General features: G+C 63.4%; 8 protein-coding genes. 7 read left to right on the top strand and 1 reads right to left on the bottom strand.

The features are described from left to right. The first annotated feature begins 11 nt into the window (after nucleotides 1-11). From ACLEJW_RS14090 to ACLEJW_RS14070, 5 genes are read left to right on the top strand one after another with little or no spacing between them, the layout of a single operon-like run. Nucleotides 12-1,841, top strand: a complete 1,830-nt coding sequence (locus ACLEJW_RS14090) for an extracellular solute-binding protein (protein ID WP_440777766.1) — start codon at nucleotides 12-14, stop codon at nucleotides 1,839-1,841. Then, nucleotides 1,838-3,673: an extracellular solute-binding protein gene (locus tag ACLEJW_RS14085; RefSeq protein WP_440777765.1), complete on the top strand. Its 1,836-nt coding sequence runs from the start codon at nucleotides 1,838-1,840 to the stop codon at nucleotides 3,671-3,673. The genes ACLEJW_RS14090 and ACLEJW_RS14085 overlap by 4 nt, the downstream gene beginning before the upstream one ends. A 1-nt stretch (nucleotide 3,674) precedes the next feature. Further along, nucleotides 3,675-4,748: a microcin C ABC transporter permease YejB gene (locus tag ACLEJW_RS14080; RefSeq protein ID WP_440777764.1), complete on the top strand. Its 1,074-nt coding sequence runs from the start codon at nucleotides 3,675-3,677 to the stop codon at nucleotides 4,746-4,748. A gap of 1 nt (nucleotide 4,749) precedes the next feature. After that, nucleotides 4,750-5,769, top strand: coding sequence for an ABC transporter permease (locus tag ACLEJW_RS14075; RefSeq protein ID WP_145188859.1), 1,020 nt, complete (start codon nucleotides 4,750-4,752; stop codon nucleotides 5,767-5,769). Between the two features lies 1 nt (nucleotide 5,770). Beyond that, entirely contained in the window at nucleotides 5,771-7,378 is a 1,608-nt protein-coding gene (locus tag ACLEJW_RS14070) for an ABC transporter ATP-binding protein (RefSeq protein ID WP_440777763.1), read from the top strand. 60 nt (nucleotides 7,379-7,438) lie between these two features. On the opposite strand, the gene ACLEJW_RS14065 is transcribed toward ACLEJW_RS14070, so the two are convergent. Further along, nucleotides 7,439-9,643 (bottom strand): TonB-dependent receptor, encoded by a 2,205-nt coding sequence (locus ACLEJW_RS14065; RefSeq protein ID WP_440777762.1) that lies wholly within the window; start codon nucleotides 9,641-9,643, stop codon nucleotides 7,439-7,441. Between the two features lie 179 nt (nucleotides 9,644-9,822). On the opposite strand from ACLEJW_RS14065, the gene ACLEJW_RS14060 reads away from it, so the two are divergent. After that, nucleotides 9,823-12,750, top strand: coding sequence for an aminotransferase (locus ACLEJW_RS14060; RefSeq protein ID WP_440777761.1), 2,928 nt, complete (start codon nucleotides 9,823-9,825; stop codon nucleotides 12,748-12,750). 60 nt (nucleotides 12,751-12,810) lie between these two features. Next, entirely contained in the window at nucleotides 12,811-13,716 is a 906-nt protein-coding gene (locus ACLEJW_RS14055; RefSeq protein ID WP_440777760.1) for a LysR family transcriptional regulator, read from the top strand. Nucleotides 13,717-13,723 lie beyond the last annotated feature (7 nt).

Raw genomic sequence — 13,723 nt, 5'->3', positions numbered from 1 at the left:
CGGATGCCGACTTGATACGTCCCCTCCTGCTGTCTCTCAGCCTGGCCTTGAGCTTCCCCGCCGTCGCGATGGTGAGCGAAAGCCACGGATACGCGCAATTCGGCACGCTCAAGTACCCGGCCTCATTCACCCACTTCGACTGGGTCAACCCGCAGGCGCCCAAGGGCGGGACCTTGCGCGCCATGGCGTTCGGCACATTCGACACGCTCAACCCCTACACCTTCAAGGGTACCAGCCCGGTCAGCACGCCCAACTTCTTGCAGTATGGCGTCAGTGAGCTGAACGAAACGCTGATGGTCGGTACCGGCCAATACGACCCGTCAGGCGACGAGCCTACCTCCAGTTATGGACTGATCGCCCGTTCGGTGGAGTACAGCGAGGACCGCAGCTGGGTGGTATTCAACCTGCGTCCCGAGGCGCGCTGGCATGACGGCAAGCCGATCACTGCAGCCGATGTCGCGTTTTCCTACCGGACCTTGCTCAAGCAAGGCCACCCGATCTACCGCACCAACCTGCAGGAGGTGCAGCGGGTCGATATTCTCGGGCCACTGCGCATTCGCTTCGTGTTCAAGCGGGCCGGTAACCCGCTGCTGATCCTGCGCCTTGGGGAAATGCCGGTGCTACCCAAGCATTACTGGCAAAAGCGCGACTTCCAGGCCACGACCTTCGAGCCGCCGCTGGGCAGTGGGCCCTATCGCATTACCCAGGTGCAATCGGGGCGCAGGCTAGTGTTCCAGCGCGTGAAGAACTACTGGGGCAAGGACCTTGCCGTGAACCGCGGCAAGTACAACTTCAACCGGGTCGAGTACGAATTCTACCGCGATGCCACGGTAGCCTTCGAAGCCTTCAAGGCGGGCGAGTTCGACATCTATATCGAGCACCAGGCGAAAAACTGGGCCAATGGCTACAACTTCCCTGCAGTACGCCGGGGCGAAGTGATCAAGGCGCAGATCCCTCATCGCATTCCCACGCAAACCCAGGGTTTGTTCATGAACAGCCGCCGGGCCACTTTCAGCGACCCTGCTGTGCGCCAGGCGCTGGGCTTGATGCTGGACTTCGAGTGGACCAATCGGGCGCTGTTCAGCGATGCCTACCGGCGCTCGACCAGCTATTACCCCAACAGCGAATTCAGCGCCAGCGGCCTGCCCACGGGCAAGGAATGGCTGCTGTTGGCGCCGTTTCGCGACCAGCTGCCCGAGCGGTTGTTCACCCGGCCTTATCAGGTCAGCCACACCGACGGGCGCGGCATCAACCGCCAGACCCTGCGCCAGGCGCTGAGCCTGCTGGGTCAGGCCGGCTGGAAACTCGACGGCCAGCGCCTGGTCAATGGCAAGGGCCAGCAACTGCGCATGGAAGTGCTGCTGGTCAACCCCAACCTGGAACGCATTCTGCAGCCCTACGTCGAAAACCTTGCCAGCATCGGTATCGACGCGCATTTGCGTACCGTTGATCGCGCCCAGTACAAGCAGCGCCTGGACCAGTTCGATTTCGACATGATTCTGATGACCCTCAACCAGACGCTGAGCCCGGGGCTCGAACAGTGGTTGTATTTCCATTCGAGCCAGGCCTCGGTCAAAGGCAGCAAGAACTACGCAGGAGTGAAGGATCCAGTGGTCGACCACTTGCTCGATACCTTGCTCGCCGCGCGCAGCCGTGACGACCAGGTCGCCGCCGCCAGGGCGCTGGACCGCGTGTTGTCCTGGCATTACTACATGATTCCCAACTGGTACCTCGACAATCACCGCCTGGCCTACCGCAACCGGTTCGCCTTCGTCAGCACACCGCCCTACACGCTGGGGCTGAACAGCTGGTGGATCAAGCCTTCGGAGAAAGCCCAATGAAGCCGACCCATCGCCTGGCGCGCAGCCTCCTGCTCGCCTGCCTGAGCCTGCCGGCGCTGGTTGCACTGGCCGCGCCGCAACATGCGCTGACGCTGTACGACGAGCCGCCGAAGTACCCGGCGAACTTCAAGCATTTCGACTACGTCAACCCTGATGCGCCGAAAGGCGGCACGTTCCGCCAGTCCAGCTTCGGCGGCTTCGACAGCCTCAACCCGTTCATCAACAAAGGCGTGGCCGCAGACAATATCAGCAGCATCTACGACACCTTGATGCGCCAGAGCCTGGATGAGCCGTTCACCGAATACGGCCTGGTCGCCGGCCAGATCGAAAAGGCCCCGGACAACAGCTGGGTGCGCTTCTACCTGCGCCCTGAGGCACGCTTTCACGACGGCCATCCCATGCGCGCCGAGGACGTGGTGTTCACCTTCAATGCCCTGATGAAGGATGGCGCACCGTTGTACCGCCAGTACTACGCCGATGTCGCCGAAGTGGTGGCCGAAGATCCGCTCAAGGTGCTGTTCACGTTCAAGCACACCAACAACCGGGAACTCCCGTTGATCCTCGGCCAGCTTCCGGTACTGCCCAAGCATTGGTACCAGAACCGCGAATTCACCCGCGGCAGCCTCGAGCCGCCGCTGGGCAGCGGCCCGTACCGGGTCGCCGAGGTCAAGCCAGGGCGCTCGATCCGCTACGAGCGGGTCAAGGATTACTGGGCCAAGGACCTGCCGATCAACCGCGGTTCCTACAACTTCGACGCCATGACCTTCGATGTCTATCGCGACAACAACGTGGCATTGGAGGCGCTCAAGGCTGGCGCATTCGACTACGAGCTGGAAATGAGCGCAAAGAACTGGGCCACCGCCTACGATGTGCCCGCCGTACGCGACGGCCGCCTGATCAAGGAAGAGATTCCCAACGGCAACCCGGTCGGCATGCAGGGCTTCATTTTCAACCTGCGCAAGCCGGTGTTTCAGGACGTGCGAGTGCGCAAGGCGATCAGCCTGCTGTTCGATTTCGAATGGACCAACAAACAGTTGTTCAACGGCGCCTACATCCGCACCGACAGCTACTTCGAAAACTCCGAGATGGCCGCTAGCGGCCTGCCGTCGGCGGCTGAGCTGAAGATCCTCGAGCCTTTGCGCGGCAAGGTCCCGGATGCGGTGTTCGAGCAGGCCTTCGCCAACCCGGTAAGCGACGGCAGCGGCATGATCCGCGAACATCAGCGCGAGGCGTACAAGCTGTTGCAGGAAGCGGGTTGGAAGATCGTCGACGACAAGATGGTCGACAAGGACGGCAAGCCCGTCAGCATCGAGTTTCTCCTCGCGCAAACCCAGTTCGAGCGCGTGTTGCTGCCATTCAAGCGCAACTTGGCGGACCTGGGCATCGGTTTCGAGATTCGCCGCGTGGATGTGTCGCAGTACATCAACCGCCTGCGTTCGCGAGACTTCGACATGATCGTCGGGGGTTATCCGCAATCCAATTCGCCAGGCAACGAGCAACGTGAATTCTGGTCCAGCGCCGCTGCGGATAACCCCGGCAGCCGCAACTTCATTGGCCTGCGCGACCCGGCCATCGATCAGTTGGTGGAGCAGTTGATCAACGCCGACTCGCGCCAGAGCCTGATCGAGCACTGCCGAGCGCTCGACCGTGTCCTGCAATGGGGCTACTACGTGGTACCCAACTGGCACATCAAGACCAACCGCGTGGCGTACTGGAACCACATCGGCCATCCCAAGGTGTCGCCCAAGTATGACGTTGGCATCGACACCTGGTGGATCAAGCCCAACGTGCAGCCGGCGGTGAACGCAGCACCTGTGGATGAGGCTAACTGACATGCTCGCCTATATCCTGCGGCGCCTGCTGCTGATCATCCCGACCCTGTTCGGCATCCTGGTCATCAACTTCATCATCGTCCAGGCGGCCCCAGGCGGGCCGGTGGAACAGATGATCGCCAAACTCGAAGGCTTCGAGGGGGCCACCAGCCGTATCGCCGGGGGCGGCGCCGAAGTGTCCGTGGCCGGTTCCAACTACCGCGGCGCGCAAGGCCTGGATCCGGCGCTGATTGCTGAAATCGAGCGCATGTATGGCTTCGACAAGTCTGCACCGGAGCGCCTGTGGTTGATGATCAAGAACTATGCGCAACTCGATTTCGGCACCAGCTTCTTCCGCGACGCCAAGGTCATCGACCTGATCGCCGAAAAGCTGCCTGTGTCGATCTCCCTGGGGTTATGGAGCACGTTGATCATGTACCTGGTGTCGATCCCGCTGGGCATCGCCAAGACGGTGCGCCATGGTAGCCATTTCGATGTCTGGACCAGCTCGGCGATCATCGTCGGCTACGCGATACCGGCCTTTCTGTTCGCCATCCTGCTGATCGTGCTGTTTGCCGGCGGCAGCTATTTCGACTGGTTCCCCTTGCGCGGGCTGACCTCCAACAATTTCGACGAGCTGTCCACTACCGGCAAGGTGCTCGATTATTTCTGGCACCTGGTGCTGCCGATCACCGCGCTGGTGATCGGCAACTTCGCCACCATGACCCTGCTGACCAAGAACAGCTTCCTCGACGAAATCGGCAAGCAGTATGTGGTCACCGCCAAGGCCAAGGGCCTGAGCCGCTCGCGCGTGTTGTACGGCCATGTGTTCCGCAATGCCATGCTGCTGGTGATCGCGGGCTTCCCCTCGGCGTTCATCGGCATCTTCTTCACCGGCTCGCTGTTGATCGAGGTGATCTTCAGCCTCGATGGCCTGGGCCTGATGAGTTTCGAGGCGGCCATCAACCGCGACTACCCGGTGGTCTTCGGCACCCTGTTCATCTTCACCCTACTCGGCCTGGTGGTGAAATTGATCGGTGACCTGACCTACACCCTGGTCGATCCACGCATCGACTTCGCCAGCCGGGAGCACTGACATGGCCCTGTCCCCTCTCAACCGTCGCCGCTTCGAGCGCTTCAAGGCCAATCGCCGCGGCTGGTGGTCGTTGTGGCTGTTCCTGATTTTGTTCGGCCTGAGCCTGGGCGCCGAACTGATCGCCAACGACAAGCCGATTGCCGTGCGCTACGACGGCTCGTGGTATTTCCCGGCGTTCAAACGCTACCCGGAAACCACTTTTGGCGGCGAGTTTCCCCTCGAAGCCAACTACAAAAGCCCATACATCCGCGATCTGCTGGATAAAAAGGACAGCCTGGTGCTATGGGCGCCTATCCCGTTCAGCTACCAGAGCATCAACTACGACCTGCGCGTGCCCGCCCCGGCGCCCCCGTCGGCGGACAACTGGCTGGGCACCGACGATCAGGGCCGGGATGTCCTGGCGCGGGTTATCTACGGCTTCCGCGTGTCGGTGTTGTTCGCCCTGACCTTGACCGTGCTCAGTTCGATCATCGGCGTGATCGCCGGCGCCCTGCAGGGCTTCTACGGCGGCTGGGTGGACCTGGCCGGCCAGCGCTTCCTGGAGATCTGGTCGGGGCTGCCGGTGCTGTACCTGCTGATCATCCTGGCCAGCTTCGTGCAGCCGAATTTCTGGTGGCTGCTGGGCATCATGCTGCTGTTCTCGTGGATGAGCCTGGTGGATGTGGTACGCGCCGAGTTCCTGCGCGGGCGCAACCTTGAATACGTGCGCGCCGCGCGCGCGTTGGGTATGCGCAATGCCGCGATCATGTACCGGCACATTCTGCCCAACGCGATGATCTCGACCATGACCTTCATGCCGTTCATCCTGACCGGCGCCATCGGCACCCTTACCGCGCTGGACTTCCTCGGCTTCGGGCTGCCGCCCGGCGCGCCTTCGCTTGGCGAGTTGGTAGCCCAGGGCAAGTCCAACCTGCAGGCACCGTGGCTGGGCATCAGCGCCTTCGCCGTGCTGGCGATCATGCTCAGCCTGCTGGTGTTCATCGGTGAATCCGCCCGCGATGCCTTCGACCCGAGGAAGTGAAATGACGCAACAGAACCTGATCGAAGTACGCGACCTGGCCGTGGAGTTCGTCACGGGCGAGCAGGTCAACCGGGTGGTCGATGGCATCAGCTTCGATATTCGCAAGGGCGAGACCTTGGCCCTGGTCGGCGAAAGCGGCTCGGGCAAATCGGTCACGGCTCACTCGATTCTGCGCCTGCTACCCTACCCGCTGGCCCATCACCCCAGCGGCACCATCGTCTACCAGGGCAAGGACCTGTTGCAGCAGACCGAGAAGAGCCTGCAGCGCATTCGCGGTGATCGCATCGCGATGATCTTCCAGGAGCCGATGACCTCGCTGAACCCGCTGCACAGCATCGAAAAACAGATCAACGAGATTCTCCTGCTGCACAAGGGACTCACTGGCAAACAGGCCACCGCGCGCACGCTTGAGCTGCTGGAGCTGGTTGGTATTCCCCAGCCGCACAAGCGTCTGAAGGCCCTGCCGCATGAGCTTTCCGGTGGTCAGCGGCAGCGGGTGATGATCGCCATGGCGCTGGCCAATGAGCCTGAACTGCTGATCGCCGATGAGCCCACCACGGCGCTGGATGTCACCGTGCAGCTGAAGATCCTCGACCTGCTCAAGTCATTGCAGGCACGCCTGGGCATGGCCCTGTTGCTGATCAGCCACGACCTCAACCTGGTGCGTCGCATCGCCCACCGGGTGTGCGTGATGCAGCGTGGGCAGATCGTCGAGCAAGCCGACTGCGCGACCTTGTTCAGCGCACCGCAACACCCCTACACGCAGATGCTGATCAATGCCGAGCCCACCGGGCTGCCGGCGCATAACCCAGTGGGGGCGCCGCTGCTCGAGGTCGACGACCTCAAGGTGTGGTTTCCGATCAAAAAAGGCCTGCTGCGCAAGACGGTCGACCACGTCAAGGCCGTGGACGGCATCAACTTCAGCCTGCCCCAGGGCCAGACCCTCGGCATCGTCGGCGAGTCCGGCTCGGGCAAGTCGACCTTGGGCCTGGCCATCCTGCGGCTGATTGCCAGCCAGGGCGGCATCCGCTTCCGTGGCCAGTCCCTGCAACACCTCAACCAGCAGCAAGTGCGCCCCCTGCGCCGAGAGATGCAGGTGGTATTCCAGGACCCCTTCGGCAGCCTCAGCCCGCGCATGTGCGTGGCGGACATCGTCGGCGAGGGCCTGCGCATTCACAAGATCGGCACGCCTGAAGAACAGGAGGCGGCGATCATCGCTGCCCTCGAAGAGGTTGGCCTGGACCCGGCCACTCGCCATCGTTACCCCCATGAATTCTCCGGAGGTCAGCGCCAGCGCATCGCCATCGCCCGGGCGCTGGTGCTCAAGCCCGCCTTGATCCTGCTGGATGAGCCAACCTCGGCACTGGACCGCACGGTCCAGCGCCAGGTGGTCGAATTGCTGCGCAACCTTCAGCACAAGTACAACCTGACCTACCTGTTCATCAGCCACGACCTGGCAGTGGTCAAGGCGCTGAGCCATCAACTGATGGTGATCAAGCAGGGCCAGGTGGTGGAGCAAGGCGACGCGCAGCAAATCTTCCGTGCTCCGCAGGATGCGTATACCCGGCAGTTGCTCGAGGCGGCGTTCTTGCAGGTCGAGGGTAGCTAGCCAACGCGCCACGCTGCCAATGGCTGATAGCGCGGCGTTGAACCGATGGCTCCCGACACGCTAGAAATCAATGGTGCCAGAGAACTTCACCAGACGAGGATCGCCCTGGGTCAGGTAGCCGCCATTGGCTGAAGCCCAGTAGTTCTTGTCGGTCAGGTTCTCGACGTTGACCCGCAGGGTCAGGTCTTTTTCGGCGACCTTGAGCGTGTAGCGGGCGCCGGCATCGAAGCGGTTCCAGGTCGGCAGGCTGACGTTGTTCGCCGCATCGACGAATTGCCCGCCAGTGCGCAGCATGCGGGCGTTGAGCGCAAGGCCAGGCACGCCGGGTACATCCCAGTCGACGCTGGCATTGAGCTGGAAGGTCGGCACACCGATCGCATGATTGCCGTCATTGCTCCCGTTAGCGGTGTTCTTCTGCTGCGAACTCATGCGCGTGCCGCCGGCCATCAGGCGCAAGCCTTCGACAGGCTCGCCGAACAGGCTCAGTTCCACGCCTTTGTTCACCTGCTCGCCATCGCGGATGTAGGTGACGCCGTCAGTGTAGCCATCCGATGGCTTCTCGATCCGGAACACTGCCAGGTTGGCACCGTAGGTCTGTTTGTCGAACTTGATGCCAGCCTCGAGCTGCTTGGTGCGCCCCGGTGGGAACATCTGCCCGGCATTGACCACGTTGGCCGGCGCGGTGGGGCCTTGGGCCAGGCCTTCGATACGGTTGGCATACAACGAGATGCTGTCGGTGGCCTTGAACACGATGCCGTACACCGGCGTGGTGATCGACTCGCTGTAGGGCTCGCCATTGCGGCTGCCGTCCTTGGACGGGTTGCTCGGCGTGGCCGGAGTGGTGCCGTCGTAGAAGTAGTTCTCCACCCGCAACTGCTGTCGGCGCAGGCCGTAGGTCAGCAGCAGACGGTCATCGAAAACGCCGATCGTGTCGGAAATCGCCAGGCTGCGGCTGCGGGTCTTGCCGGTGACGCCCGGGTCGCCCATGTCGCCGCCGGTGATGCTGACGTCAGTCGGCCGCGGTAATTTGCCCGGGTTGTAGATATTGCTGTTGCCTGGGGTGGAGCGGTAGAAGACGTAGGCGTTGCTCTGCTCCGCCCACAAGGTGGTGGCGCCCAGCGCAATCTGGTGGCTGAACGGGCCGGTCTGCAGCCGGCCATTGAGCCCGGCGGTGAAGCTGGTATTGTCCTCACCGTGGACGATATCCGAGCCGCCGAGGGTGGCCCTGCCACTGTTGCCGACCAGCACTGGCGTGCCGTAGGTGCCGTGCTCGCGGGTATGGCGGGCGCCACCGGCCAGGTAGGCGGTCCAACTGTCGTTGAGGTCCCATTCGCCTCGCAGCATGCCGAAGGTATCTTCCGACTCGCTGTAGCTCCAGTTCTGGCCATAGTTGTGGCTGGCATCCGGCGCGGTTGGAGCCTTGGTGGTGAGGTTGGCGCCCGTGCCCAGGCGCACCGAGTTGCGCAGGTGATTGATGCGTTGCTTCTGGTAACCGATGTCACTGGATAGGCGAAAACCATCGCCACGGTAATCCAGCCCGGCGGTGAACAGCTTGGTGCGCTGATCCTGATCGTCGATCGCCGTCTCGCCTTCACGCTGGCTGAGGTTCAGGCGCGCGCCGAAGCGGTTGTCCGCGCCGAAGCGCTGGCCGATGTCCAAGTGCTCGCCGAGGCGGCCATCGGTGCTGATGTCCTGGGTGTAGCGACGGGTCGGCTGGTCACCAGCGCGCTTGGGCTGCAGGTTGATGTTGCCACCAAGCCCGGTGCCGGTTGGGCTGACTCCGTTGAGGAACGCGTTGGGCCCTTTGAACACCTCGACCCGCTCGACGCCATCGGTCGACATGATTTGCCGCGGCAGCAGACCGTACAGGCCATTGAAGGCAATGTCATCCCCGGCCAGGGGCAGGCCACGGATGACGAAGACCTTGGACTGGTTGCCGAAGCCGAACGACTCGCGCACCGACGGGTCATTGGCCAACACATCACCGATATCCTCGGCCTGCTGGTCCTCGATCACCTGCGCGGTGTAACTGGTCATCGTGAACGGTACGTCCATGTAGTCCTGGTTACCCAGCAGCCCCATCTGCCCACCCCGGGCCACCTGACCGCCTGCGAACGCTTCGGGCAGCGCGCCAGGCTGGGCCTTCAGCGCATCGGCGTTGACGTCGGTGGCTTCTAACTGGATGGGCTCGGCCGCGTGTGCCACCAGTGTGGCCGAACAGCAGAGCGCGAGTAATGCGGGGCGCGAGGGAAAGAGGCATGACATGGTGATGACCTGGCGGCGCTGGATGGGAAAGGAAGCGTAAATGGTAACGCTTCGCATATCCAGAAAATAATTGCACCGGGCTTACTGTCAAAAATCATGAAGACAATCGTCTTTCACTATCAGCGAGTCAAAGCATAAAGTTGGCCCAACACAAAAACACCTGCACTCAAGGTAGCGCCATGTCCAGCCAGCCACAGTCCAGCTCCGCCATACTCGAGACATTGATCGAGCGCTCTGCCCTGCCCAGCCCCGCGGTCACTGCGGCGCAGGCGCGGGCGTTGTTGCAGGCCCACTATGGCATGGAGGGCGAGCTGACGGCGCTGGGTAGTCAACAGGACGTGAACCTGCGTGTCGACGCCGCATCCGGCCGTTACGTATTGAAGGCCTGCCACGCCAGCTATGCCGAAGTCGAGTTGCAGGCTCAGCATGCCGCCCTGGCTTACCTGCACCGGCAGAGCCTGCCAGTACCGGCCGTGCAAGCCGCGCGCGATGGGCAAACCCTGTTGGCCGTCGAAGTGGGTGGCCAGGCGCTGCGCGTACGACTGCTGGACTTCATCGAGGGTCAACCGCTGACCCGTCTCAAGCATATGCCGGCGCAGCTCATGGCAGCGCTGGGCGAGCTGTGCGCACGGCTCGACCAAGCCTTGGCTGGCTTCGACCACCCAGGGCTGACGCGTACCCTGCAGTGGGATCCGCAACATGCCCAGACATTGATCGCGCACTTGCTATCTGTATTACCGGATGCCGGGCAGCGTACGCGCCTCGAGCAGATCACCGGCGAAGCGGCCGCTGTATTGGCGCCACTGGTCGAGGCCCTGCCCAGCCAGGCCGTGCACCTGGACATCACCGACGACAATACCGTTTGGGCACGTGACGCGCAGCGGCAGTGGCAACTGCAGGGCGTCATCGACTTCGGCGATCTGCTGCGCACCTGGCGGGTTGCCGATCTGTCGGTGACCTGCGCCGCGCTGTTGCACCACGCCGAAGGCGACCCGCTGCGCATTCTGCCGGCAGTCAGCGCCTACCAGGCGATCAACCCGCTGACCGAGGCCGAGCTGCGGGCGCTGTGGCCGCTGGTGCTCAATCGCGCTGCGGTGCTGGTATTGAGCAGCGAGCAACAACTGGCGGTCGACCCTGATAACCAGTACACCCGCGATAACATCGCCCATGAATGGGAGATCTTCGACACCGCCGCAGCCGTGCCCCTGGCCTTTATGCAGGCGGCCATCCTGCAGGCTGCCGGATTGCCCGCGGACGTCTTGTCGCTGCAGGGCTGTGCGCCGTTGCTGCCTGACCTGCGGGAACAAACGGTGACGCGTTTGGACCTGGGCGTGCTTAGCGAGCATTACCAGGCAGGCAACTGGGAGCAGCCAGGGTGTGACCAGCGACTGCTGTCGGCACAGCCGGCACCAGCGTGCACCCTGCATGGCGAGTACCGGCTGTCGCAAACCCACATCGACCGCGCCGATGAACCTGCGACCTGCGCGCTGGCGGTTGAACTGCTGTTACCGGCCGGTAGCCGTGTGCAAGCACCGCAGGCTGGCGCCTGGCAGTGTCACGCCGATGGGCGAGGCTGCCTGCGTACAGCGGACTGGACGTTGTGGCTGCATGGGCTTGAGCAATCGCCGGCAGACGGCCTGCATCTCGACAAAGGGCAGCCCTTGGGTACCAGTGGCGCGTACCTGACCGTCCAGCTGTGCCTGGACCCGGCGATCTGCCCGCCGCGATTCGCCCAACCGTCCCATGCCAAGGCCTGGCTGGCCATCTGCCCGTCGCCGGCCGCATTGCTTGGGTTCGATTGCGATGCCGCGCCCCTGCCCGACGCACAGGCGCTGCTGGCCCGCCGTGATGCCAGCTTCGCCCGTTCGCAAAAGCACTACTACGCCCAACCGCCGCAGATCGAACGTGGCTGGCGCAATTACCTGATCGACCTGCAGGGTCGTTCGTACCTGGACATGCTCAACAACGTCGCGGTGCTTGGCCACGGCCACCCGCGCATGGCGGCCGAGTCAGCGCGGCAATGGTCGCTGCTCAACACCAACTCGCGCTTCCATTATGCAGCCGTCACCGAGTTCTCCGAGCGCCTGCTGGCGCTGGCACCGCCAGGCTTCGATCGGGTGTTCATGGTAAACAGCGGCACCGAAGCCGGCGATTTGGCGATCCGCCTGGCATGGGCCTACAGCGGCGGGCGTGACCTGCTCAGCGTGCTGGAGGCCTACCACGGCTGGTCGGTGGCCACCGATGCCATTTCCACCTCCATCGCCGACAACCCGCAAGCCCTGCAAACCCGCCCGGACTGGGTACATCCGGTCGAGGCGCCGAACACTTTCCGTGGCCGCTTCCGCGGCGCGGACACGGCTGCCGACTATTTGGCCGATGTCGACGCCAAGCTGGCCAGGATCGATGCCAGTGGCCGCCAGTTGGCAGGTTTCATGTGCGAGCCGGTGTACGGCAATGCCGGTGGTATCGCGTTGCCGGCGGGTTACCTGCAGCAGGCCTACGCCAGGGTCCGCGCACGCGGTGGCGTGTGCATCGCCGACGAGGTGCAGGTCGGTTACGGACGCCTGGGCGAATATTTCTGGGGCTTCGAGGAGCAAGGCGTGGTGCCGGACATCATCACCATGGCCAAGGGCATGGGCAATGGCCAGCCATTGGGCGTGGTCATCACTCGCCGGGAGATCGCCGAGGCGTTGGAGGCCGAGGGCTATTTCTTCTCTTCAGCCGGTGGCAGCCCGGTCAGTTGCCGTATCGGCATCGCGGTCCTCGACGTCATGCAGGAGGAAGGCCTGTGGCACAACGCCCGCGAAACGGGGCGTTACTTCAAGGCGCGCTTGCAGGCGCTGGTGGATAAATACCCCCTGGCCGGCGCAGCCCATGGCTCGGGCTTCTATCTGGGGCTGGAGCTGGTCCGTGACCGCCAGACCCTGGAACCGGCCACGGAAGAAACCATGCTGCTGTGCGAGCGGCTGCGCGAACTGGGCATCTTCATGCAGCCCACCGGCGACCACCTGAACATCCTCAAGATCAAGCCGCCAATGTGCACCACCCGAACCAGCGTCGACTACTTCGTCGACTGCATCGAGCAGGTCCTGGCCGAAGGCCTTTAGGGCTGTGATACGGGCCGCCGAGTGTTCATACTTTGCGACCCGATCGACAGGTAGGCGGCTATGGCGTTCAGCAGCGACTCTCTGACCCTTTTTCTTGCGGTACTCGAGGCCGGCTCGTTCTCAGCCGCTGCGCGCAAGCTGGGCCGTGTGCCTTCGGCGGTGAGCATGGCCATCGGCCAACTGGAAGCAGAGCTGGACCTGACCCTGTTCGACCGGTCCACGCGCAAGGCCTTGCCCACCAGCGCAGCCCTGGCCCTGGAGCCGCAGGCGCGCCAGGTGATCTGCCAGCTCAACCTGCTCGATGCGCAGGCCCTGCAATTGCACCAGGGCCTGGAAAAACGTCTGACCATCGCCATGGCGCCCGAGCTGCAAACCGGTCGCTGGAGCGAGCCGCTGCAGGTACTCGCCCAGGAATTCCCCAGCCTTGAAATCGAAGTGCGTTCGGCCACGCAGACCGAAGCAGTGCGCTTGCTGCACGAAGGCAGCGTGCAGTTGGCGCTGGTCTTCGAGCGGCCCGGGATCGACGAGCGGGAATCGTTCCTGGAGGCTGGCAGCCAGTTGCTGGTGGCGGTCGCTTCACCGCGCCACCCCGCTGGGCAACACAGCGAAACGCCGCTGGCCGAAGAGGCGTTTGCCGAACAGCGGCAGATCATCGTGGCCTCCGGCAAGGCCACAGGCTCCGACCCACGCATGGTGTTGTCGCGACGCATCTGGCTGACCGACAGCTACCTGGCGACTCTCGACCTGGTGCAATCAGGCTTGGGCTGGGCCTACCTGCCGCAACCTCTGGTCGAGCCGTTGATCGCCTCCGGCGCGCTGGCCGAAGTACGCTTCGACAACATGGCCAGCCGTTTGCGACTGTGGGTCGATATCCTCTGGCTGAAGCCGCGCCCATTGGGTTTGGGCGCCAGGCGCTACCTGGAGGTCGCGCGGCAGTTGTTCGAGCAGGAGCCGCCCAGGGCATGAGCCCTGC

The sequence above is a fragment of the Pseudomonas sp. SMSB3 genome, from assembly GCF_052041965.1.
GTDB lineage: Bacteria > Pseudomonadota > Gammaproteobacteria > Pseudomonadales > Pseudomonadaceae > Aquipseudomonas.
This window is presented reverse-complemented; position numbering and strand designations above follow the sequence as displayed.